The organism is Bacillus sp. FSL K6-6038, assembly GCF_038050455.1.
In the GTDB taxonomy this organism is placed as follows: Bacteria; Bacillota; Bacilli; order Bacillales; family Bacillaceae_G; genus Bacillus_A; species Bacillus_A pseudomycoides.
This window is the reverse complement of the sequence record NZ_JBBOUH010000001.1, coordinates 2,990,009-3,013,814: the sequence shown is the minus strand read 5'-3', so window position 1 is coordinate 3,013,814 and position 23,806 is coordinate 2,990,009. Positions and strand designations below refer to the sequence as shown.

Annotated in this window: 26 protein-coding genes and 1 pseudogene; 22 read left to right on the top strand and 5 right to left on the bottom strand. The window is 33.6% G+C overall.

Annotated elements, in window-relative coordinates; translation table 11 throughout:
- Positions 1–280: 280 nt before the first annotated feature.
- The 6 genes from NSQ40_RS15755 to NSQ40_RS15730 all read left to right on the top strand — a co-directional run bounded on the left by NSQ40_RS15755 (position 281) and on the right by NSQ40_RS15730 (position 5,383).
- The gene (locus tag NSQ40_RS15755; RefSeq protein WP_018783376.1) at positions 281–1,750 is read left to right on the top strand and encodes a TROVE domain-containing protein; all 1,470 of its coding nucleotides are present in this window, start codon (positions 281–283) and stop codon (positions 1,748–1,750) included.
- Positions 1,751–2,063: 313 nt separating this feature from the next.
- Entirely contained in the window at positions 2,064–2,408 is a 345-nt protein-coding gene (locus NSQ40_RS15750) for a DUF2185 domain-containing protein (RefSeq protein WP_003209416.1), read from the top strand.
- A gap of 279 nt (positions 2,409–2,687) precedes the next feature.
- A complete protein-coding gene (locus tag NSQ40_RS15745) occupies positions 2,688–3,566 on the top strand; it encodes a DnaD domain-containing protein (RefSeq protein ID WP_097786891.1) in 879 nt (292 codons plus the stop codon).
- A 25-nt stretch (positions 3,567–3,591) separates the two neighbouring features.
- Positions 3,592–3,723: a DnaB-like helicase N-terminal domain-containing protein gene (locus NSQ40_RS15740; RefSeq protein WP_371388882.1), complete on the top strand. Its 132-nt coding sequence runs from the start codon at positions 3,592–3,594 to the stop codon at positions 3,721–3,723.
- A 321-nt stretch (positions 3,724–4,044) separates the two neighbouring features.
- Positions 4,045–4,833: an Imm47 family immunity protein gene (imm47, locus tag NSQ40_RS15735; RefSeq protein ID WP_097786892.1), complete on the top strand. Its 789-nt coding sequence runs from the start codon at positions 4,045–4,047 to the stop codon at positions 4,831–4,833.
- A 43-nt stretch (positions 4,834–4,876) separates the two neighbouring features.
- On the top strand, positions 4,877–5,383 hold the full coding sequence (locus NSQ40_RS15730) for a hypothetical protein (protein ID WP_239499963.1): 507 nt from the start codon (positions 4,877–4,879) through the stop codon (positions 5,381–5,383).
- Between the two features lie 299 nt (positions 5,384–5,682).
- Here NSQ40_RS15730 and NSQ40_RS15725 read toward each other — a convergent pair whose 3' ends face one another.
- The gene (locus NSQ40_RS15725) at positions 5,683–5,952 is read right to left on the bottom strand and encodes a hypothetical protein (RefSeq protein WP_033796629.1); all 270 of its coding nucleotides are present in this window, start codon (positions 5,950–5,952) and stop codon (positions 5,683–5,685) included.
- Between the two features lie 325 nt (positions 5,953–6,277).
- Positions 6,278–6,430: a hypothetical protein gene (locus NSQ40_RS15720; RefSeq protein ID WP_003202652.1), complete on the bottom strand. Its 153-nt coding sequence runs from the start codon at positions 6,428–6,430 to the stop codon at positions 6,278–6,280.
- 82 nt (positions 6,431–6,512) lie between these two features.
- Here NSQ40_RS15720 and NSQ40_RS15715 point away from each other — a divergent pair.
- The 12 genes and pseudogenes from NSQ40_RS15715 to NSQ40_RS15660 all read left to right on the top strand — a co-directional run bounded on the left by NSQ40_RS15715 (position 6,513) and on the right by NSQ40_RS15660 (position 14,836).
- A pseudogene (locus NSQ40_RS15715) lies at positions 6,513–6,999 on the top strand (SMI1/KNR4 family protein).
- A 127-nt stretch (positions 7,000–7,126) separates the two neighbouring features.
- Positions 7,127–7,597 (top strand): SMI1/KNR4 family protein, encoded by a 471-nt coding sequence (locus NSQ40_RS15710; protein ID WP_003202657.1) that lies wholly within the window; start codon positions 7,127–7,129, stop codon positions 7,595–7,597.
- 155 nt (positions 7,598–7,752) lie between these two features.
- Positions 7,753–8,271, top strand: coding sequence for an SMI1/KNR4 family protein (locus tag NSQ40_RS15705; protein ID WP_033796630.1), 519 nt, complete (start codon positions 7,753–7,755; stop codon positions 8,269–8,271).
- Between the two features lie 150 nt (positions 8,272–8,421).
- A complete protein-coding gene (locus NSQ40_RS15700) occupies positions 8,422–8,850 on the top strand; it encodes an SMI1/KNR4 family protein (protein ID WP_018783382.1) in 429 nt (142 codons plus the stop codon).
- A gap of 69 nt (positions 8,851–8,919) precedes the next feature.
- Complete coding sequence (locus NSQ40_RS15695; protein WP_003202662.1) at positions 8,920–9,489, top strand: suppressor of fused domain protein; 570 nt, start codon at positions 8,920–8,922, stop codon at positions 9,487–9,489.
- A 119-nt stretch (positions 9,490–9,608) separates the two neighbouring features.
- Positions 9,609–9,893 carry an immunity 22 family protein gene (locus tag NSQ40_RS15690; protein WP_003202665.1) on the top strand — a complete coding sequence of 95 codons (285 nt, stop codon included), beginning with the start codon at positions 9,609–9,611 and terminating at the stop codon, positions 9,891–9,893.
- Positions 9,894–10,070: 177 nt separating this feature from the next.
- Positions 10,071–10,391 carry a hypothetical protein gene (locus NSQ40_RS15685; RefSeq protein WP_003202666.1) on the top strand — a complete coding sequence of 107 codons (321 nt, stop codon included), beginning with the start codon at positions 10,071–10,073 and terminating at the stop codon, positions 10,389–10,391.
- A 176-nt stretch (positions 10,392–10,567) separates the two neighbouring features.
- The gene (locus NSQ40_RS15680; RefSeq protein ID WP_170957058.1) at positions 10,568–11,701 is read left to right on the top strand and encodes a suppressor of fused domain protein; all 1,134 of its coding nucleotides are present in this window, start codon (positions 10,568–10,570) and stop codon (positions 11,699–11,701) included.
- Positions 11,702–11,731: 30 nt separating this feature from the next.
- Positions 11,732–12,526 (top strand): Imm47 family immunity protein, encoded by a 795-nt coding sequence (gene imm47 / locus NSQ40_RS15675; RefSeq protein WP_033796631.1) that lies wholly within the window; start codon positions 11,732–11,734, stop codon positions 12,524–12,526.
- A 63-nt stretch (positions 12,527–12,589) separates the two neighbouring features.
- Positions 12,590–12,919 (top strand): hypothetical protein, encoded by a 330-nt coding sequence (locus NSQ40_RS15670; RefSeq protein ID WP_240522720.1) that lies wholly within the window; start codon positions 12,590–12,592, stop codon positions 12,917–12,919.
- A gap of 104 nt (positions 12,920–13,023) precedes the next feature.
- Positions 13,024–13,845 carry an alpha/beta fold hydrolase gene (locus NSQ40_RS15665; protein WP_341286127.1) on the top strand — a complete coding sequence of 274 codons (822 nt, stop codon included), beginning with the start codon at positions 13,024–13,026 and terminating at the stop codon, positions 13,843–13,845.
- Between the two features lie 553 nt (positions 13,846–14,398).
- The gene (locus tag NSQ40_RS15660) at positions 14,399–14,836 is read left to right on the top strand and encodes a DoxX family protein (RefSeq protein WP_003203688.1); all 438 of its coding nucleotides are present in this window, start codon (positions 14,399–14,401) and stop codon (positions 14,834–14,836) included.
- 270 nt (positions 14,837–15,106) lie between these two features.
- Here the strand turns inward: NSQ40_RS15660 and NSQ40_RS15655 are convergent, their stop codons facing one another.
- The gene (locus NSQ40_RS15655; RefSeq protein ID WP_003203692.1) at positions 15,107–15,247 is read right to left on the bottom strand and encodes a hypothetical protein; all 141 of its coding nucleotides are present in this window, start codon (positions 15,245–15,247) and stop codon (positions 15,107–15,109) included.
- Positions 15,248–15,422: 175 nt separating this feature from the next.
- Entirely contained in the window at positions 15,423–16,952 is a 1,530-nt protein-coding gene (locus NSQ40_RS15650; protein WP_003203694.1) for a sialidase family protein, read from the bottom strand.
- A 349-nt stretch (positions 16,953–17,301) separates the two neighbouring features.
- On the opposite strand from NSQ40_RS15650, the gene NSQ40_RS15645 reads away from it, so the two are divergent.
- Positions 17,302–17,856, top strand: a complete 555-nt coding sequence (locus tag NSQ40_RS15645) for a GNAT family N-acetyltransferase (protein ID WP_097786896.1) — start codon at positions 17,302–17,304, stop codon at positions 17,854–17,856.
- 167 nt (positions 17,857–18,023) lie between these two features.
- Entirely contained in the window at positions 18,024–18,566 is a 543-nt protein-coding gene (locus tag NSQ40_RS15640; RefSeq protein ID WP_003203389.1) for a tubby C-terminal domain-like protein, read from the top strand.
- Positions 18,567–19,052: 486 nt separating this feature from the next.
- Here NSQ40_RS15640 and NSQ40_RS15635 read toward each other — a convergent pair whose 3' ends face one another.
- Complete coding sequence (locus NSQ40_RS15635) at positions 19,053–19,676, bottom strand: ImmA/IrrE family metallo-endopeptidase (RefSeq protein WP_003207559.1); 624 nt, start codon at positions 19,674–19,676, stop codon at positions 19,053–19,055.
- A gap of 444 nt (positions 19,677–20,120) precedes the next feature.
- On the opposite strand from NSQ40_RS15635, the gene NSQ40_RS15630 reads away from it, so the two are divergent.
- Positions 20,121–20,609 (top strand): SMI1/KNR4 family protein, encoded by a 489-nt coding sequence (locus tag NSQ40_RS15630; protein WP_033796242.1) that lies wholly within the window; start codon positions 20,121–20,123, stop codon positions 20,607–20,609.
- A 609-nt stretch (positions 20,610–21,218) separates the two neighbouring features.
- A complete protein-coding gene (pulA, locus tag NSQ40_RS15625) occupies positions 21,219–23,789 on the top strand; it encodes a type I pullulanase (protein WP_097786897.1) in 2,571 nt (856 codons plus the stop codon).
- Positions 23,790–23,806: the final 17 nt, after the last annotated feature.

Genomic DNA, 23,806 nt, shown 5'->3' with positions numbered 1-23,806 from the left:
AACAGTGTAGATAGCTCATGCTTCGTTTGCTAATATTAAGTGCTATAGATTCGATCCTAATCGATGCGGAAAGGTCCGCACTGAATTCGTACTTTTCTTTGATTCATAACACTAAGGTAGGAGTTACTTCGTCATATAGGGATTGTGTTTGTGGGATTCGATTCCTGTTTTGAATATTTCTTAAGTGTTAGGAATGAGTGAAAAGAGCAACGTATATACGTTGCCTTTTTTATTTGTATTTCAACCAGTAGTGTCAAAAAATCTCTGGGGGTAGATCATAATGTCAAAGTTTAATCATTCTTCTCAAGGAAGCCGTCAAACATATACAAAAGAGGGCGGAAAAGCTTATAAAATGTATGATAAAGATAAATTAGTTACGATGGTATTAACATCTTTCTTTAATGAGCCAAAATTTTATGGTGATAACAGCGAAGAATTAGTTACTACTGCAAAACAAATCATGGACAGAGACCCTAAATTTGTTGCAAGTTTAGCAGTCTATGCACGTGAAGTGTTCTACATGCGTTCTGTTACACATGTATTAGCAGTGGAACTTGCAAACCACCCTGAAGGTCGTAAATATGCTCGTCAAACAGTTTCTCGTATTGCGCAGCGTCCGGATGATGTAACAGAAATAATGGCATATCAATTAGGGGTATACGGTCGGGAAAATCCAATTCCAAACTCTTTGAAAAAGGGGTTAGCAGATGCCTTTTCTACATTTGATGAATATCAATTAGCAAAATACAATCGCACAGGAAAAGACGTTACATTGAAAGATGTATTCCGTTTAGTAAGCCCATCTGCCAAAAAAGGAACAGAACGTTACGAACTTTATAAACGTTTGTTAGAAAACACACTGCAAGTACCATATACATGGGAAACACAGCTTTCTCAAAAAGGAAACAAAAAAGAAGTGTGGGAAGAATTAATTGATAGCGGAAAAGTGGGTTATATGGCCTTACTTCGTAACCTTCGCAATATCGTAAATTCAGGTGTCTCAAATATTGATACAGTATATAACATTCTTCGCGATCCTGAGCGAGTAAAAAAATCAAAACAATTACCATTTCGCTTTTTTTCAGCATATCGTGTTGTGCAAGAAAAATTACCACAAGCAGGAAGCGAATTATTAGATATATTGAATGACGCAATTGAAGCATCTGTTACAAACATGCCGAGATTATCAGGAACAACATTTATGACAGCAGATATCTCAGGATCTATGACATGTTATCCTGTTTCAAAAGATGGGAGTGTTAAATGTGCGGATATTGCTACACTAATGATGGCAATGGCACACTCCTTCTGTGATAATTCTATTACATCTGTATTCGCAACTGATTTCAAAGCGATAAATGTTTCTACCCGTTCTGGTATTTTAGAGAACATGAACACATTTTTATCAGAAGTGAATAAACATGGATATGGAACAAACTTACATCTTTCTATCAAATATTTATTAGATCACAAAATCAAAGTTGACCGCATTCTTGTCTTCTCTGATGAGCAAGTGTACGGAGATAGGTATGGAGACAATTCTTCACAAATTCTTCTTGAAACATATCGTCGTGAAATGAATCCTGATGTTTGGGTTCACTCTTTCAATTTAAATAGTTACGGTAATCAACAATTCGTAGGAGAGAAAACAAATTTAATCGGTGGCTGGAGTGAAAAATGTTTGGACTTCATTCATTATGCGGAAGAAGGAACAGGTTCCCTTATTTCGGCTATCGAAAATTATCAATAATTTTTGTTACACTCTTTTTATTTAGAAGACGGAATAATTAGGATAACGGCAGGTCTAGTTAACCATGATGCAATAAAAAAGAAACTCATAATCTTTATTTTAAGAAACCAATGATTTTCTAATTAAAGCAGGGTTACCTGGAGCTGCTCGTCCATTTCTATGATTTGAGCTGTTAGCTAATCTTGGCGAGGATAGATTAACTACAAAAGCAACTGGATAGTAACAAACAATAAATTGCCTACTGATAAGATGAAACTAGTTTATGAAATTTTAATAAAGCATGCTGTTAATTCAAGTATTAAGGAGTTTGAAAATGAAAATAAATAATAGTGAGTATGGTGGTTTTGTCGTTTCAAAAAATATTCTGGCTGGAAAACCAGTTAGATATTCATTTAGACAAGAAAGTTCTATCCCGCAATTAAATGGCTGGAATTTGTATGCTATAGATGATACTGATGAATATGTGAATCATGCGGATAATTTCATCATTTTAAACGCGGAATCTATTTTTAAAATCGCCCCTGTAATGTTTGAGATTTTTGAAGCGCCTTATGGAACGGATCTATGCTGGCTATATGAAGAAGGTATTCATATTGGATTTTATGATGTAGTCGCCGATAAAGAAGTGACCATTAATGAACTTATAAAACAAAACTAGTTTTTTCATGTAGCTCTATTTTATAAGTTCTTCAGTAGATGACAAACAAGCCCCTTATAAGCCTCTTCCAACCCCCTTATAAACCCCTACGAAGTAATAAATCATTAAATAAACAAAAGAAAAAACAACTACAAGAACTACTATGAAAAAATAAAAAAGTAACATTCTAGTACTAGTAAAAATTATAAAATAAATCCACCAAATTTCTGCCTGCAATCCTATATATATGAAGGAGTAACCAATTCTATATTTACCACTAAAAGGGCAGGAGGAAAAAACATGGGAGTATACCGGAGTGTACAGGTGAATTTTTGGCAAGATGAGTTTGTACTTGATTTAACGCCGGAGGAGCGCTACTTTTATATGTATTTGCTGACATGTTCGAAGACAAGACAATGCGGGATTTACCCACTGCCACTACGTTTGGTAGAGATGGAAACGGGGTATAATCGTGAAACGGTTGAGAAGTTGTTGCAGAGGTTTATTGCGTATGGAAAGATATTGTATGATGCGACAACGAAGGAGTTATATGTTCTAAATTGGTTACGCTATAACCCTGTTACGAATACGAACATAGAAAAGTGTGTGTTACGTGAGTTGAAAACTGTGAAAAATAAAGAGTTTGTACATATGTTTCTTCGAAGATGCCTCGAGGAAGAGTTGAATATTCCGTTATTGCTAGAGTATTTCGGAATGCCGGTTGAAGCACCTGATATGATTCCGCAAGAAGTTGTTCAAGGTTATGAAGTGGATGAGGAAGTAGAGGAAGAAATAGAAGTAGAAGAAGTGAATCCAGGTAGCAGTGTATTCACATTTTATGAACAAAACTTCGGTAGTTTGTCATCTTATGCAGTGGAAACATTAAGTGAATGGATGGCAGAATTGTCAGAGGAGCTCGTATTGAAAGCGCTCCAAATTGCGTATGAAAATAATAAGCGGACGCTTGCTTATGTGAAGGGGATTTTACGAGATTGGCAGAGGAAGGGATATACAAAGCTCTGTGAAGTAGAGGGAGCGGCATTGAAGTTTCGGAAGAAGGAGCCGTCTGTTGTTAATGAAACGGAGAAGTTTTTGGAGGAATGTGAAGAGTGGAAGAAGAATGTACCGTCTGAGGAAGAGCTACAGAGGTTCTTGCGGGAAGAAGGGTGGCAGCCGTGAGTGTTCAACATGTTGAGGCTGAAAAATGGTATTAGGATTTTTGCTTCTTGATGGTGAACTGTTTAAGAAATGCCGGCTAACTGAGCAGCACTTTTCTACGGCTGTACGTCAAGCTATATTCAAGTTGATACGAAAAATAAAGGAAGACGGGCAGTAGCTTGATCTTGTCACACTTGTTTCAAAAATGGAGTCCCCGATTTTTCACCAACAGCAAAAGCACCATTGGATCAAGACCCTATAAAGGACCTAGCTAAACGAATAAAAAAGTTATAGATCAATTAAGAAGTGTGGAGATTGATTACATAGCTAGCTGATTATATAAAAGTTCGAAAGCTTATGAAGGTTTTACCATCATGGAGTTTTGTTTTCATATTAGGATAGTGTGATAAGAACGATAAATAAGTGAGAAAAAATTTTACTGGGTGACAAAGTGACAGAGAGAAAAGGCCTGAGAGAATAATTACAAAGGAGAAGGATTATGAATTTGGAAAATATGGTAAGAGATATTTGGTATGGTGATATTCCAAATGATAGAATCGAAAATCTTAAATCCAAGCTAAAAGATGTTACAACTGAAAAAGAAAGCTTTCTCTTAATTAATAAATTGCTAAAATTAGGTGATTTCTCTGTAAAGGGATTACTCATACAACTTATGAATAGTACGCAAGATGAAGTGATTCTTAATTTATGTACAAGACTTTTTTGCTCAATCGCTACTCATGATGACTTATTAGACACAAATAACTTGAAATTCCTTTCAAATGCTTCAGAGGATGGTGTTCATACTTTTGCGGCAAGTGCTGGTGAAACCCTTTCATATAATGTAGTACCATACCTTCTAACTTTGTTAGAAGAATGGGAAGATACTTTTATTGAGAAATCAATCAGAAATACACTTGCATTAATGCTAGGAATTAATGATGACTATTATGAACGATCAATAGAAGAATTAGGAGAAATATATTTTGAGCTCGTTAAAAATTGTGATGCCACCAAATATTACTATCATAACGATTTGTCATTTCCTGGAGACTTGGTAAAGAAATTAATCCCGAGAGTAATGGTTTCTTTAAGAGACAAAAAAACATTTGATATGGTTACAATTCCATCTATTTTATCTATTTGGAGTGGGATTAAATCTCCTGTACAATATGGTGCAATAATAACTGATGAAAAATACAGAGAGTTGATGTTATATATTGATTCTTTAACAAAAAAAGAATGGAAGATTGGTGAAAAATATTTTTATGGACATTTAGTTGTGTGAATATATATGGTATGAATTTATTGAAACTTAAATGAAGCATGAGGTGAATGAATTGTTTACAAAAGATACATACATTAGCTCGGTAAAAGAAAATCTTGAAAAAAATTCAGAAAGGTTGATTCATAATATAAGAGAAATTCTTAATTTTAATTATTACTGTAAAATAGAGTTAATAGATTTTATGATTTTTATCGGATCATTTGACCTTTCTATCATGATGTTTTCTATGAATAGAGAAGCAAGTGAGGTTTTTTACGAAGGAAACGATAGTAGTGTTTTTGCAGGAAGTCATGAATTACTCGAACGTATATCATACTATAACCTTTCTTATGATAAATCAGACGAGTTCTGGGAGTTTTATGAAGAAAACGATGAGATCATATCGGAAGATGAGGAAAAAATCCTTGTGGAATGGTTTGTTGATTGCTGGAATAAAGCAAATGGAGGAAGTATAAAATTACCTGCCTATTGTGGTTTTCATGATGCTAATCAATCATTTGACTTACAGAAAAATATATGGGTTTCTGATGAGGAAAAGTGGTGGGATTAACAGTTTCATTTGCTTGCATTGTAATTGAAAGCCTAAAATGAAATGGCAAATTTAGTGTATTTAAAAAGATTAAGAAAGAATTTGGATGTTTAGGTGAAGTTAATGTAATAGAATTGATTTTTTTGCTGATAGTAAGTGAACAACGGAGGTTGGCTATGTGGATTAATTTCTTCGCATTTACTGTTCGACTATACAGATGAAAATGATAAGGCTTGTGTTGTGGGGAGACGAGATAAGAACATGAAGTAGAGCATTTAAAATCAATGCTCTACTTCTGTTACCTTTTAACAGCCCTTTTTCTAATTACTTGGAGCAGCATTATTGAATAATTTAAATACTAAAATTAAAAATAGATTTGCTAATGCCATACCGCATAAAAAGAGAGCGGACATGAATTCACCTATTCCATTATTATATAAAAACAAGGAATAGAAGAAAACCGCTAAAATTACTGAAACAGCAGCTGGAATGAATTTGAAGATTGATTTTAGATGTGACTTTTTAGAAAGAAAAACAGTAGCTAACAATGTTACCGGGAAGAAAAAATACAATATTATCTGCATTATCATCATATTCACCTCCTTTCTAATAGCAAATATCTCAATATGATTTTACCGTATTTATACGTAATTGTAATTTTATAACATGCCCTATTTTATTAATGAAACTATGGAGAAAAATTTTGATATTATAAGTACCCTTCCCTTAGCGTCATAACCCGATCTAATCAGTGTTACATTTATTTATAACATAAAAATCAAACATAATTTTTTTTGAAATAAATCATCTATATTCGGAATTTCAGGGATAGAAGGCTTAGTTACAGGGGGCTGCTCTAATATACTTGTTCCATCATCGATTCAGTATTAAATTTAGTTTTTCAATCAACATATATCAAATGATTAATAAATAGCATGCAATAATAACAGCAATCCAAAAGGGAATCACGATTAATAATCCATTCACGCAGCCTTTAAGAAAATCTAGATTACATGGGTATTCTAAATTGTAATTAGTAATTTCTTTGTTTTTTGTTGTATATTTCATGTCTATATTCCTTTCTGTTCAAAAAAAGACATACCTTAAGTAGATACTACTGAAAGGTATGTCCTTTTCGAATACATATAAGATGAATAAGATAGTATGGAAGTATACATATAATCAAATTAGTACAGATGATGTAAAAGAAATTTTAAAAAGTACCGGTTTTGATTTTCCGTTAGATTATATAGAATGCGTTGCGATGAATAATGGAGGACATGTCGAGCCAATGCTGTTTGATGTTGAGGGGATTGAGAGAGTTTTTGGTTCGCTTTTATCTTTTAATCATGAGAGTGAGGGGTTTATCTTAGAAACTAATAATGAATATAAAGATACTTTTCCTAGTGAACTATTTCCAATTGGAATTGATCCAGGGGGGGAATTTAATCTGTTTTGATTATAAGAATCATGAAGAGAATCCAATAGTCGTTTTTTGGAAACATGAAGGTGCATGGGAAAAAGAAGCATTGATGGAGAGCGAAGGGATTACTGCAGAACAAGCAAAGGAAGCTGCACGAGAAAATGTATTCTACATAGCGGCATCATTTACTGAATTTCTAAAGAAATTATACTAAGGTGAGTAATATTAAATAAGCAAATACGGTAAAAATGGCACCTAAACAAATGAAGTTGTTTAGGTGTTTTATTTTGCGAACAAGAGATGAGATAATAGGATAAATATGGAAAAAAGGAGTATTTTTAATGAGAATAAAAAAAGATTCAGTGATTTTTCCGTTACCTTCTGAAGACTTAATATTTAAGAAAGAAGAGGCTTGGAGAGTTGAATTACCGTTAGATTATAAGAATTTCATAAAACTGCATAATGGTGGACTTCCAGAAAAGAACTCTTTTATTTGTAATAATCATAGTTACGCAGTGATTAGGTTCTTATGTATCCTTGAAGCTCCAGAACATATTGAAAGTGGCATGTTTGATATTGATGTAATATGGTCTCGATTTGATGAAAGGCTTACAGATGATGGAGATTTACTAGGAGTAGCTTTATTGCCAATTGCTGTTTTGTTTGCTGGTAATGTTTTATGTTTCGATTTTCGCGAATCAAGAAATAGTCCTACAGTTTGCGTGTGGGATCATGAAAATTCTGTTGAGCTTGAACCAGTAGTTTATTATGTTACAAATACTTTTCAACAGTTTTTGGACATGCTTCACTAATAAATCTTAGGTTGCTATTCACCAAAACAATAATCGGCAAAGTCGTCTAGTGAATGATAAGTAGTATACATATAGAGTCTATCTTGAATACGGATTTTACAATTGATATTCGTTATGCTATACAATATTTTTGGCTATAAAAGGAGATTTAAACGATGATAAACTGGAAGGATCATCTATCGACAATGGTAGTAGTAAAGCAGGAATTACTGAAACAGGATGTGGAGCATATATGGCCACACCACTTTCCGCAGGTTGGAGCAAATGAGGCAGAGATTTGCCTTGTTGAGAAAAAAATAGGATACAAACTTGATCAAAAGTATAGAGATTTCCTGAAATATGCGAATGGCTGGAAAGGGTTTTATCAAACAGTTGATTTATTCGGTACAGAGCAATTGAAAGAATCTAATGTGATGAATTATGCAAAAGTATTATTACATGCAATAGAGGACGATGTGTTAAAAGAAAGTGGATTTTTCCGACATCACTTATTGCCAATCGCAGTCACGGAATTTGACAGAGATTTATTTACAATATGTTTGCCGAACTCTTCCACTTCTGGAGCAGTCATTTGGTTTGCTGGAGAGGAAATAGATCGATTTGAAAATTTCGAAGAGTATTTTTTAGCAATGATAGATTATAACAGGGAAGAAGTAGTTGCTTTAAGAGAGTAGTAGATAATAATGTTTCATTAATAGATTTAGAGTATCACAGAATAGAGAAAAATGATTTTTATTGGAAGAGGATATGTCTAACCAACTTATGCCAATGATACACAATCAAAAAGAGATGGTGAAAATAATTTGCCAAGGAGTGGAACTACGGTGGAGATTGAAATGATTCATGAAAAATTATCATTAGAAGAGTTAGAAGCTTTTGAGGAAAAACATCAGTTGCGATTACCGAAATATTATAGAGAGTTTTTATTAAAATATAATGGAGGCTATCCAAAGGCAAGTATGTATAAAATCTCTGATGATGCAGGAGAAAGTGTATTAAATATTTTCTATGGAATTGGGAGTATGTATGATAATTTGGATAAAATAATAGATTTTTTTGATGATCTTTTAGATATGGGATTTATACCAATTGCAGATGATCCTGGCGGTAACCAAATATGTTTGGGGATCAATGAGGAATACTGTGAAAAAATCTTTCATTGGGCTCATGATGAAGAGCACGACGGTATGAAAAATATGTATTTTTTAGCCAATAATATAAATGAATTTCTTGATTATTTATATGAGGAGTAAAGTTAAACAGTTATATAGCCTTCAGGGGAATAGAATAAAAATTCATGTGTATAAAGGGGAATTCAAAGAATGATTCATTATGGAGAGCTGTATTATGACCATTATAGTAAATACCTAGGTGAGCCAATCGACCGGGAAGTATTTAAAAATGGTGAGGACATGCCGAGTATACAAATTTTGAAATATGAAAATGTATTTGAAGAATGTCTTGTTTTTCATACACTTGGGTTTAGTAGATATGAAGAAATAGTAGGAGATAATGTTGAAGTTTCCATGGTAGTTGATGGGGCATTTCGTAGTGTAGGATATATTTTGGCAAATGCTTTATTTTATTGTATAGCGAATCGAATAGAAATAGGTCGTGGAACAGCAATTAGTGGCATTGAAAGTATCGATAAGTCTTTTGTTCGAAAATACAATAAAAGTGCAGTTTACTTTACTGAACCGTTCGCTTTCCCAGAGGAATACAGCTATGTACTGACTGGAAATGCAGAAAAGGATGGTAAAGTGTTGCTGGCATTTTTTATTTCGGAGTCGGAATATGAATATTTTCTAAAATACGGAACAGAGAAATTTGAGGAATTATTAGAAGAGAATCATGTGGATCCTTTTCATGTTAGCAGGGAGTCTATAAATTGAGGATTAGCTAGTCCCGATAAAGGTCTATTATGGTTTAAACGAAATAGTACATATCATAGAAAAGATAAATTAAAGAACCGAAACATCACCTCGCCAAAAGAATAAAAGGGGAGTATAAGATGAATGAAAAAGTAACAGTATGGATTGGGAATTTTGAGAGTAATGATGAGTTTGAAAACTATACGAATATTAAATATACAGAAGATGGGGATAGTATACCTTCTATATTCGAACAACATTTTAACCTAGGTTATTATGATCGTGATTTAGTCGAAAAGAAATGGATTTTTCAACCACTTACAAATAATATTCAAGATGTATTGAAGGGCTTTCATATTACGAACAATTTACTGAACAATTTGATAATGTTAACTTTAATAAAGAATTTAATACTGCGATTCTAGTTTATAATTTTGAATATGACGCTAGAAAAACAAAGATTACATATAAAAATAACGAATTGGAGTGTATTGGTGTTGCTCAATATACTGTAATTGTTGATGAGAGGTGGTAAAGACATTGGGTTCAATGGAAGAATCGGAATATAATAAACATGAACACGGACGGAAAGGGATAACTTAGTGGAAATAATAAAAGAATTGGAATTAACAAAATTAATGCAACGAGACAAAGTAGAAAAGGTTGCTAGTAAGATATTTAGTGATGAGAGATTAAAAGAGTTTTGGAGTTATTATGATTTTTTAAGTAATACTGCAATGAATTTGAGCGCGAAAGAAGATAAACATAAGATTATGTATAGTACATATTATTGGTATACAAAATATAAAAAAAGATATTTTGAGGTTCATGGATATGAAGCGGGTATTGAACAAGAAGGGACTCGGCTATTAGAAGAACTTGAAAATGAGTTAGAAGATGGTGTGGATTGGAGGGTTATATAGGAAATTGAAGAGGATCTCGTATTTTAGATCCTCTTTGTTTTTGAGTGAATTGAAGTTTACGTTAAGTTTATTTGTAATATAATTAATTTTAGTAATTGTTAAAAATATCTATATTATGATATACGATTGTTTTATGTTAAATAAATAGGTGATGTAGCGCAATGGGAGGAGAAATTATGAATCATATACACATTGCAAAAGAAATTCGCTCAGCAATTAAGCTAGGTAATACGGAAAGAGTTGTTGAACTAATTGGTAATGATATTGAGAGATTACATATGATGACACCTTTTGGAACATGGCTTCATGTAGCAGCTTCGAAAGGAAGAATTGAGATTGTTAAGCAGCTTATAGCCTTAGGAGCAGACGTGAATCGAAATGGTGGTGTATACGGCGGCGGGGCAATCAACGAGGCCGCTTCAGGAGGATATATAGATATTGTTACATATTTATTGTCTTGCGGCGCAAAGATGGATGTCACCGAACCAGAAAGGAATCCGTTATTTGGTGCAATAAGTAATGGTCATGTAGATATTGCAGAGATTCTAATCAAAAGTGGTATTGATTCAAGTGTAAAGTATAGTGGTGATAGGGATGCATTGGCTTTTGCTCGAGAGCAGGGACAAACTGAAATGATTCAATTATTAGAAACTGTAGATGAAAGTAACTCATCTGTAACAAATTACGATAATCAGAGTAAACAAAATCAGATTTTAGAACATGTAGCAAAATACTTCGGATCTCCAGTTACGACTATAAGTGAAATCATACCTGGAAGTAGAGTAGGGATTCATATTCATATCATACCACCATCTAAAGAGAATCATTTCATAATGCTTGTGACTACTGGGATGAGTGATTATCCGATGGACAATTCGGAAGAAGCAAGTGAGTTTAAGTATGCTGAATTGATACAAAAGTTACCTGTAGACTGGCCGATGAATAAAGAGGATTTGAAGGATCAAAATATTTATTGGCCTCTAGGATGGTTAAGAAAAACAGCCCATATTCCGCATAGTTATGACGGATGGTTAACCGAAGGAGTTATTCTTCCAAATGGAGAACCACCGCAGCCTTTTGCGTCTCATACAAAGCTATCCTGTATTATGGTATGTAAAGTGCAAGAAAAGGGGTTGGAGAAATTAGTGACTTCACAAGGTGAGATTATTAATTTTTATTCACTTGTACCAATTTATGAGGAAGAAAGAAGACTTGCCTTAGAGAAAGGTTATAAATATGTATTAAATAAAATGAATGAAAAAGGTATCACAGACATTCTTGATAGGAAAAGAGTAAATGTAGGGATATAGAAAACGGTCATTACAAGGGAGTTGGATGTTTTGATTGAGGGTACAAATATAATGAGTCGTATTTGGTATGGGAATAGACCAATTGAATCGATTTCAGATATAAAAAAGAATATTTTGAATGCTAAAACAGAAAAGGAAGTTTTGCTAAATGTAATAGAGCTGTTTAAGGCTGGTGATTTTTCACAAAAACAATTACTAATTCAACTAATGAATCATACGAATGATGAACAAATATTAAACTTATGTATTCGAATTTTTTGTTCTATTGCTACACATGAAGATATTAGGAATTCTAATAATCTTACATTTTTAGCTTTAGCAAGTGAATACGCAGTAGATACATTTTCATCCGCAGCTATTACATCGCTCTCTATGGAGGTTATTCCGTATTTATTAGTGTTACTTGAAGAGTGGGATGAAATCACAGATACTTCGATGATCATAAGGGATTCCATTGATTTTTATATAAATTATCAAGATATCATTGGAGAAGAAGCAAGTATAGACGAGATTGGTGAATTTTATCTTAATCAGACAAAAGACTGTGATATGGAAAAGTATTATTGCTATCAGAGCCCAGCGTTTCCTGGGGATTTAACAAAGAAACTGTTTGAAAGAGTCATAAGAGCAGCAAATCATGAAGAACCATTAAAAATGGAGTTGATACCATCCTTATTATCAATATGGACAGGAGAGAAAGTACCTGCTGATTATCATACGATAATTTGTAATGATAACTATAAAGATTTTGTAACCTATATAGATACTATCTCGAAAAGAAGTTGGGAAAGAGGTCAAAAATATTTTTATGGATTTAAATTATAATAGTGGTTGAAATGATGGAATAATAGAATTTTAATTGGAGGAGGGATAGTTAAGTTGGTTACTGTGAATGTAGTAGTGCTTCATGATTCGAATTGTAATAAGTATCTGCCTTTGAATAGAAAGAAAACGTCTAAATCGATAAGTGAAATCAAACAAAATATGAAAACAGAAAAGCCTGTAATGGAATGTAATTATGATGATGCAGATCAATTGAGATCTTTAGTAAAATGTGCTGAGGACTTACTTTCAATGGGAGCAAGTATAAAAATTTATGAAGAGGAAGAATGGATTACACTTGAGATGGTAAGAAATTTAATTGGGACAATAGAAGGGATTGCAAAAGACAGGGAAGCAATTGATAATGTAATGTTTAGGGATGATTCTGATGAATAGTAGTCCCGAAGTAAATAAAAACTAGCAAATTTCATTTTGCTAGTTTTTATTTGTCTTTATTAAATGAACGAAATAAATATCCTCCGTTAGGTCAATTAGTTGACGTGAATGGTGAGAAAATGCATGTATATACAAAGGGTGAAGGTGAAAACACTATTGTCTTATTAAGTGGTGCGGGTATGGCAGCACCCGCATTGGATTATGAACCTTTAATAAATGAAATATCAAAGAATAATAGAATAGTAGTGATAGAGACATTTGGATATGGCTGGAGTGATATCACAAATAAGGAACGAACAGTTGAAAACATCGTAGAGGAAATAAGAGACGCACTTAAAAAAGCCAATATAGAAGGGCCATACATATTAATGCCTCATTCCGTTTCTGGTATTTACAGCATGTATTATGCTAATAAATACCCTGATGAAATTAAGGCAATCATAGGTATTGATTGTACTTTGCCACAAGTGGTGGAGTATTTTAATGAACCTGCTCCAACCATGCCCCGGTATTTGAGCGTTTTATCCCCGACTGGAATTGCAAGGCTGGCAGTAAATATGAATCCAGAGAAGTACCTTCCCATTACGGATAAAGGAACTTATTCTGATGATAATTTAAAGATGATTAAGAGCATTTCTGCCTGGAATCTAGCTAATAAAAATATAGTTTCTGAAGTAAATGAAATGAAACATAATATCGATAAAACGATTAATATGTCATTTCCTTCAGAGATTCCTGTCATGATATTTACTGACAAAGATGACAGAGTGACGGAAGATGGGAAAACAATTGTATCTTTTTATCAAACGCAAATAAGCCATTTACCTTCTAATAAGCTCGTTGTATTAGAAGGTCATTACTACCTACATTGGTCTCGTTATAAGGAAATGAGTGAAATCGTTAATGATTTTATAGATGCATTTTAATGAATAGAATGCTTAAGTATTTTAAATATGATCAAACTTTTTTATAAAAACTAAACTTAAATGTGCTGGATAAGAAGCCACTTTGGTCAGACTTTTTTCATAATGGCTTCTTTTTATGCAGCATAAAATGTAGGTTTGCGAGGTATTTTTGATCAATCTTTTTATAAAAGCTACACCTATGTATTTAAGAATTTTAAAGGGTTTTATATATTTTAGTATTTTCATCACGATATTGAATTTCCGTGCAGCCATAAACATAATAATAATGGTCTAAAGGGATAAAATCCGAATCACAATCACTTAGACCGTATAAATATATGTTTCCATCATCATCAAGTAACCTAAAACGATAATAGTCAATTAAACAAGTACATTGAATCCTATATAAAAGAAACAGGAATAAAACGTGAGGATGAAAATAGATTTCAAGAAGAGACAATATAATAGGGGAACCGTCAGGAAAATGCGGATTTACAACGTTAAGCCGATTGTCCTGACGAATGTGAAGAGTTGTAAGGAACTACCACAGTAATGGTATTTCATTTTTAAATCAATGATTAAAGGAAGGGGTCAAAGGATGAAAACAAAAGGAAAAAGGATTGCTTATTGGACGGTCACATTACTACTCGCAGCAGCTATTATGTTAAGTGGTATCGGGCAACTGATGCAATATGGGGGAAACGTCGAGTTAGTGACGAATCTTGGTTACCCATTATACATCTTGACCATTCTCGGAATTTGGAAAGTGCTTGGAGTCATCGCTCTCGTTGTGCCAGGTTTTCCTCGGCTTAAAGAATGGGCTCACGCTGGTATCTTCTTTTTAATGACTGGTGCGGCTTTATCTCATGCATTTGCTAACGATTATGGTGATTACGGGTTTCATATTATCCTTCCGCTTTCATATGCTGCACTCAATTTCGCTTCATGGGCGTTGAGACCACAAAGTCGCATCTTCTACACCAATAAACGAGGCATTGAGCCAAATTGTTAATCAAATCTCCCAAACAAGAAATTAAAGTTTTATATAAAAGAACTAGGAGGCTTTATTTTCAAAAGAATGCGAAATAATGTATGTGAACTAATTACTGGTGTAAGAGAAGATAATAAGCTTATTTGCATCTGTGTTTTTCTTTTTGGTATTCCATTAAAGGGTGCGATTGTGGAACAACATAGGTAGAAATGATCAAACTTTATTTCAAAATTACACCGAGTTAAATCGTCAATTAAGTCCCTCAGGACTTAATAAAATTCCTATTGAAAACTAATCATTCTCTTCCTGAGATAAATTCGTATCGACTTCCTTAAAAATGATGTGATCAGGAATTGCTGCAGAAATAAATTTAGTATAGTTCGAGGAATCATTTTTAATTTCGTTATTATTTTCACAAGGTTTACAATCCATCGATATAACCTCCCTTTTTTCAAATATATATTATATTGCTGCCTTTACATTTTTGCAAGGATGACCTAGTTTATAGAAAGACATTTTGATATTGGTTGGAGAAAGGCTCTGAAATTTTTAATGACCAGTAAACAAAGATTATTTTTTCCTATTCACAACAACAGTCATATTTCTTTTAATCTGGGGTTGTTATGGTAAAAAAAACATCAGGATTATCCCGTTGAATAGCGCCTTGAATAATAACATTGCGATTATCACCCCAAGAGTGAAGTAAGCAGTTCCCGGGACCAGCAATAATTTGATTGTAATCCCCCATATAACAATTGGCAGTATCAGGGCTTGGATTCGTAACCGGCACTGGAGAAAATGCGGTACTTACCATTTTCTCTTTACTTAATCCATTACAAAGAGAAAAGCTTTTCAAAAATATCGCAAATGTCCCATCACCTATACCGGCAAGAGTGCCTCCACGGTCATTAAAACGATTATACTGAATATGGGCTCCATTTTTATTAACTGCAACGGACGGGAAGAATGGAAAAGTTCTAGTATTTGAAGTAACATTCACTCTATTCCAAGTATTTCCTTTGTCTGTACTATAAGCTAAAAAGATATCAATAAAGGTCGTATCTCCAACCACCCTGCCAGCGTTCCATACGGCATATAAAGTGCCATCTGGTCCAATCGCTGCATGAGGGAATTCATTCATACGAATTCTTCTGGTGTTATCAACACCGATAGATGGGCGGCCACAAAGTGCTGTATCAGTTGCGGCTGCAGCAAATGGAGTTGAAACTGCCACGTTAATTGGGAAAGTATTCCCACCGTCAGTTGATTTAACCATACGAATGGTCCTGTTTGGCTGCCCCAAAGTATTAAATGCCGATATTTCTTCATAAAAGACATAGATACCTCCGAGATCATCAACGACCACAAAAGACCCTTGAATAAAATTAGTGCCACCAGTGACAATAACCTGATCTGTAATAATTGGAGTTAAGTTGACACCAGTAGTATATTTTGAAAAGCGAATATTAGGGCTCGGAGTAGCAGTGAAATCAGTCCACGTAATATATAGTGCTTCATTCCCTGGATTATCAGCATCGGGACCTACTGTAATCCAATCCTTATCTTGATTAATATTCGCAGAAGGGTTTTGCCCGCGTCCAACGACTTGAGGCGCATTCATTGTGATTGTTTCGTTCGGAGTAATGGTTCCTGTTGAAACACTGATAACACCTTGTGTAACACTCCCAATAGTTTCTATTCCGATTTGACCATAATAGAAAACACCATTTCTATCAACAGCTATAACAGGATCACCGGAATTCAACCCCCCTGGATTTACCGGAAGAGAACCACCATCAGTCCAGGTATTACCTAAATCATTGGAAAAAGCAAAGCCTGAAAAACTAAAAGTCCCCAGTCCTCCTGTACCAGCATTACTATCATTAAATCCATAAAGTATAAAATCTTTAAAATGGGCAATGCTTGTCTCACTTTGGGTGATTCGAGGAAAATTAGTTACATCATTTGCCGGGTTATTAACCTGTCTCTCTAGTAGTATAGAACAAGCGTCATCATGTTTCTTATCACTACAATCGGAATCTTTTTTTTCATGACAATCATCGTCCCTATTTTCGATTGTATCTGTACATTTACTTTTATATTTATAACTTTTGTACTTGTTTCCTTTATAGTACATAACTTCCCCACCTTTTTTAGTTATTCATTGGTTCTGAAATCATGCTTGAATTTATTGTGGTTTTGAGGTCGCATTCTTTTTGGACAAGAACCAATGTACTTCTATCATATGGTTATTACAAAAAAAGGAATGGGCTTCTATTCTTCTTCATTAGCACATTTTTAATAGAATCCAAGAGTTGTTAGATTGCTGATAATCCTCGTTTATGTCAACGAAGAAAGGAGATTGGGTACCTTTTGGATGTCTAAAAGGTACCCAATCTCTTTTTGTTGCCGATAATGATAGGTTATGTAAACTTCACATGAATAAGATATATAATATAAAAATAACGATTAACTGAGGTGAGAATATGGAAAATACATATGAAATTCCCAAATTAGGAACAAAGCGTCTTTTATTAAAAAAACTAGATTTTCATGATTTAGATGATTTATTTGAAGTCTATTCGGATCTTCAAACAACTACATATGTACTTCGAGAGGTACACAAAAATAAAGATGAAACTCGTATTTTTTTAGAAAATACGATTGAAACAGCTAAGAAAGGTAAGTCCTTCATATGGTCTATTATCTTTAAGGATGATCAGAAAGTTATTGGAACCTGTGGCATCTGGAAATTATCACATAATAGTGCTTCTTTAGGAGCTATTAGTAACCCACTGTATTGGGGAAAAGGAGTTATCGTCGAAGCTTTAGAAGAACTAATAAAGTTTGGCTTTCAAGAATTAGATTTAAATCGTATTGAAGGAAGATGTGATGTAAGAAATATAGCGTCTGAACGAGTTATGCAAAAGCTAAAAATGACATATGAAGGAACATTGAGACAAAGTGTAATGATCAATGGTATGTATTGCGATTCTAAGGTATATTCTCTTTTAAAACATGAATATGATAACTTTCGATAACGGAGATTATATAAAAGAAAGGTCCCTTCGAAGATCTGAAGGGACTTTTTTAAGTTTTTAGATATAGTGACTGCTGATAAGTGGTGTTATGTTAACGAAGGACAGCTATAAAGCTGTTCTTTTCTTGTGTTATAATATTCAAAAACTTTATATACAAATATTAAGAGGTGATTATTTTGTATTATTATAAATGGAGAAGTTTTTATTCGGTTAAACCAACACAAATATATGATGAGAACAACAATATAATAGGTACAATAAAAAAAATGTATAGCAATCAGTTTATAAGGATAATAGATTTAATATTATTCAAAGGGACGCATTTTTTGGAATATGAGATATATGATTCTAAAGAGAATTTACAATTAAAAGCGAAAAAGGATATAGATTTTCGAAAAAGAACACAATTTTTTCTTAACTATTATGCTGAAAGAGAAGAATATCAAATACATTTAATAGATAAAAAGACCTTTGATTTTGGTGAAATAACTACATTTGAATTTGCAGGAGAAATGTATGAATTAAATCAAAGACCTTTTGAATGGGCAAAAATAACCAATTTAAATACTAATTTGATTATTGCGGAATGGAAAGAGCCTATTAAGCCTCCTTTCAATATTACTTTTAAATTATTAGAGGAATCTTATAAAGATAAAGTTTTATTATTGATAGGTATATTCCATTCATATTTACATGCTGCGGGGCATTAAATTTAAAAACATTATTATATATCCGATTTGTTTTTTTTGAGTGAGGTGCTTTTCTTATGGCTAAATTTACAATTGAAGAGAAATTAAAAGCTATAAAACGTTATTTAATGCGTTATGAATTATGTAGTTCAGAAATCAATATGATTATTTGGTGTCTCTGCTGCCCCTAGCTGGCTAAGACCAGCTAGGGTGTCCCGATATTGTATCATTCGATAAGAAGTTTTGAGTGGATACACTTAACAATTTTTAGGCTGACTAGGAGGTGGTACCGGGACGGGAATACACGGAGGATTACCTGGTGGAATATTTGGTGGTGGACAATCGCAATCATTATTGGAGGATGGGGGGGTATTAGATGGTGGACCATTGCAATCATTATTGGAAGGTGGTATCAAAAAACTATTATTTAGACTACGCTTAAGATTTCTATGATGTCTTTTTATTTTAATCACCCCTTTCTTTGGTTTTTACATAGTTTTCGTGTCATCATTCTGGGCAATTTCGAAAATACGGGCTATTACTTGCTTGCGCGCACTGTTCAGGTGTCAGTCTATAAGCATTTTCCGATGCCCCTCCATACATAAGGTTGTTTTCATCGTCTACATGTTCCGGTCCTAATAAAACATGTCCTAATTCATGCGCGAGAGTTTGTCCGAATCGGAATTGTCCTTCAGGAGCATTTGATATTACGATAACTGGACCATTAGGAGTGTTATAAGGTGCACATCCTACAAAACCACCTGCAAATGGACCTTGTACAAAATATACAGCAATATCCAGTGTATCAGTTTGTCCATAAGGTCCTGGTCCTGGCGGTCTAACATTCAACCAATATTGAAAATATTCATTGAGGTCCTCGTATCCGATGCATTGGAGTACATCTTGATCAACAAATGGGTCATTGATCTGTGACATAACCGCTTCTCCTTGGTCATTCCTAAAACGCCATCTTATATCGATGTTACATGGATTTGGTGTTCGATCTCCGTAGAAAGTATTAGGGACTCCATAAACATAATTAACCCAATCAATTTGATTGATAAAAAGGTCTTGGGTCATATCTGATCCTGGTGTAATATACACGTCTAAAATTAGACAGGGTACTACCATTCTCTCATCTCCTTTTATTGTAATACTATAAAATATTCAAAGATATAAAGTATGGCTTGTACAAAAAACTAGTGTTCCTACTAAAAGTTACAAATTATATGCAAAATGATAGACTTAAACGGAGCCATAGAAAAGGATTGGGGTTATAGTTCTTTCTACGGGATAACGTAACTTTATGTTAGCACCTTGCAACGATGGACCATCAAATATCATTTGTTTTAAACGTACCTCTACAAACTTACCTAAATTTACAGTGGGATTTTTAAAGGGGACATTCTCCAGAATAGGTTCTGAAAAATCTACGCCTAATAATTTGTAGGCTTAAAAAAATTCACTTGTTGAATTAATAAAGAATTTAAAAATAAAAATAGAGTAATACGGTGCAGTTAGTTATTTTAGATATACATTATGGAAATGATTTAGGTGACTGGGGGATGGAATGAAATGAGTAAAGTAGAATGGCAATTTGCTGATGAAGCTGTAAGTGAAGAATATGTAAAGAAAATTGGGAAAGAATTAGGCTTTAATTTTCCTCATGAGTATGTTGAGTGTGTATCGAAGAATAATGGAGCAAATGTGGAACCAGAACTTTTTGACGTCCAAGGAATAGAAAGAGTGTTTGGTACGTTATTATCTTTTGATGAAAATAGTGGTGAGTATATTGCAGATGTATATAATGACTTCAATGATACATTACCAAATGGATTAATCCCGTTTGCTTTTGATCCAGCTGGAAACTTAATTTGTTTTGATTATAAAAACCATGAAGAGAATCCAATAGTCGTTTTTTGGGAACATGAGGGTGCATGGGAAAAAGAAATGTTGATGGAAAGTAAAGGAATGACAGCAGAAGAGGCAGAGGAAGTGGCAAGGGAAAATATATTTTATGTAGCAAATACTTTCACTGCGTTTTTAAATAAATTGCATGATTAATAGATAGTTATATAAAAGGGCTGTTCCATAAGTCGATTTCACTTACTTATGAGAAAGCCCTTTTTGTTTTAGAAGAAAATTATTGTTTAACCGATATTTTAAATAAAAGATTTATATACTTAGGAGAGTTTTTATGCAAAGTAGGAGAAATTTAGCAATAAGGATAGTAAATTTAGTATGTGTTGACGTAGAGATGAAGTCTTAAAGTCAAAATATGTCCATGTTTACTATCTTCAAGGGGTTACAACTTTACATGTTAACAATATGTACATAGGGTAAAAACAGAAAATTAATAATATATTGACCTTTTTATGGTTCGTGCTATAAAATTGAAAGCGATAACAAACGTTTTCTTTAGAATGTTTTTCATGATCTTTTGATATTTAGAGACATAAAAAGGAATAAGTAAGTATTTTTTTTGATATTTAATGCAAACGTTTTCGTTAATTTCTTACTCCTTTATACCTTTGATTTTTCTATTAAAAGATCATTGAAATACATAAGTGAAAACATTCAATACGGAGGTGTTATAAAAGCGATTTCTAGATTAACTTATGCAGGGTTACTCATAATGAATTATTCGTAATATTTTAAGAAAGGGTGAATGGAGTGTATATTACAAAAAAATTAATAAACAAGACGTTTTTATTACTTACTGTAATTGCTATGCTATTATCTGGTTTTTCTTTTCAGAGTGTACAAGCAGAATCAAATACGAAAACAACTGAAATTATCGTTCATTATAAGGAGAAGTCTGGAAATATAAAAGATTGGAATCTTTGGATGTGGGCCGAAAATACGAATGGTCAATCCTATGAATTTACTGGGGAAGATGAGTTTGGTAAGTATGCTAAGGTGAAAATAGATGGTGATTATAATCGTGTCGGATTTATAGTTCGTACGAATGAATGGGAAAAAGACGGTGGTGATCGTTGGATTGAAAATATTAAGGATGGCCGTGCTGAAGTATGGATTCTTTCTGGCGATGATAAAGTTTACAATTCTAAGCCTTCTTCTGAACTTTCTATTCAGAAGGCGACTATTGATAGCTTCAATGAAATCACTATAACTACCAATGCTCCATTCAATATTAAGGAGCAAAAAATTGAAATTGAGGGCGTTAACATTGAGAAAGTTAGTCCTTATGACACAAATAATGGAGATATTACCAATAAGGTCAAAATCATTACAGAAAAGAATCTTGATTTAAAAAAAACATACAAAATCAAAATGGGAAATTCCATTGAAGCTAATACTGAAATTGGTAAAGTAATTCGTAGCGAGGAATTTGATCATTTATTTTATTATGATGGTAATGATTTAGGGAATACATATACGCCACAGGAAACCAAGTTTCGTTTGTGGGCTCCCACTGCGAGCGAGGCAAAGTTGGTTGCTTATAAAAAATGGAATGATGAAAAAGGTACTGAAATCAGCATGGATCAAGGGGGAAAAGGAACTTGGACTGCAAAACTGACAGGTGATCAAAAGGGCCTTTTTTATACATATAAGGTGAAGATTGGGGACAAATGGACTGAGGCCGTTGATCCATATGTGCGTGCTGCTTCTGTTAACGGTGATAAAGGTGCAGTCGTTGATTTAAAAGAAACAAATCCAAAAAATTGGAAGGGGAACAAAAAGCCGAAATTTAAAAATCCGGAAGATGCTATTATTTATGAGTTACAAGTACGTGATCTTTCCATTCAACCTGAAAGTGGTATTAAACAAAAAGGAAAATATCTTGGTGTAACAGAAAAAGGAACGAGAGGACCCGAAGGCGTAAAAACAGGTCTTGATCATATTAAGGATCTTGGTGTTACTCATGTCCAGTTTTTACCGATATTTGATTATGCTTCAGTAAATGAAGAAAAATTAAATGAACCACAATATAACTGGGGATATGATCCGAAAAATTACAATGTACCAGAAGGCTCATATTCTACTAATCCTTATGAGCCCACTGTTCGAATTACTGAATTAAAGCAGATGATTCAAACACTTCATGATAATAATCTTCGTGTTGTGATGGACGTTGTATATAATCATATGTACAATGCGGCTGAATCCAATTTCCACAAGTTAGTTCCAGGTTATTATTATCGTTACAATGAGGATGGTTCACTCGCAAATGGAACAGGAGTAGGGAATGATACGGCTTCTGAACGAAAGATGATGAGGAAATTTATGATAGATTCCGTCGTGTATTGGGCAAAAGAGTATAATTTAGATGGATTCCGTTTTGACTTGATGGGTATTCATGATGTCGAAACAATGAATGCGATACGTAAAGCCATTAATCAAATTGATCCTTCTATTATTCTTCATGGAGAAGGTTGGGATTTAAATACGCCTCTAGCGCCTGAGTTAAAAGCAAATCAAAAAAATGCGGAGAAAATGAAAGGAATCGCTCATTTTAATGACGATATTCGTGATGGATTGAAAGGAAGCGTATTCGGGGATAAGGATAATGGTTTTGTGAACGGAATGCAAAACATGGAAGAACGCATTAAAAAAGGAATTACGGCTGGTATCGACTATGATAAAAAAGTGTATACTTATCAGGATCCTGAGCAGGTTCTGACATATGTTGAAGCACATGACAACCATACATTATGGGATAAGCTTCAGTTGACTAATCCTGGCGACAGTGAAGAAGTACGTAAACAAATGCACAAGTTGTCTTCTTCCATCATATTAACATCGCAAGGGGTTTCATTCTTGCATGCAGGCCAAGAGTTCATGCGTACAAAATATGGTGATCATAATAGCTACAAATCTCCTGATTCTATTAACCAAATGGATTGGGTGCGCCGTGCAGCATTTGATAAAGAAGTAGAGTATATGAAAGGCTTAATAGAGTTGCGTAACAACCATTCAGCTTTTCGCATGACATCTGCTGAACAAATAAAAAAACATTTAACGTTCATTGATGCGCCAAAAAATGTTGTAGCTTATACAATAGATGGCAAAGCAAATGGTAATAAAAACGAATATTTTGTTGTAGCTCACAATGCGAATAGAGAAGCGGTGGAAATTACTCTTCCATCAAAAGGTCCTTGGAAAGTGCTAGTAGATGGTGAACGTGCAGGAAGTAAAGTGCTGTATGTTTTCCATGATAATAAGATTAAGGTTCCCGCATTAAGTTCATTTGTTTTAAAAACAGAGAAACCGATTAAATAAGAATAGATGATTTAAAA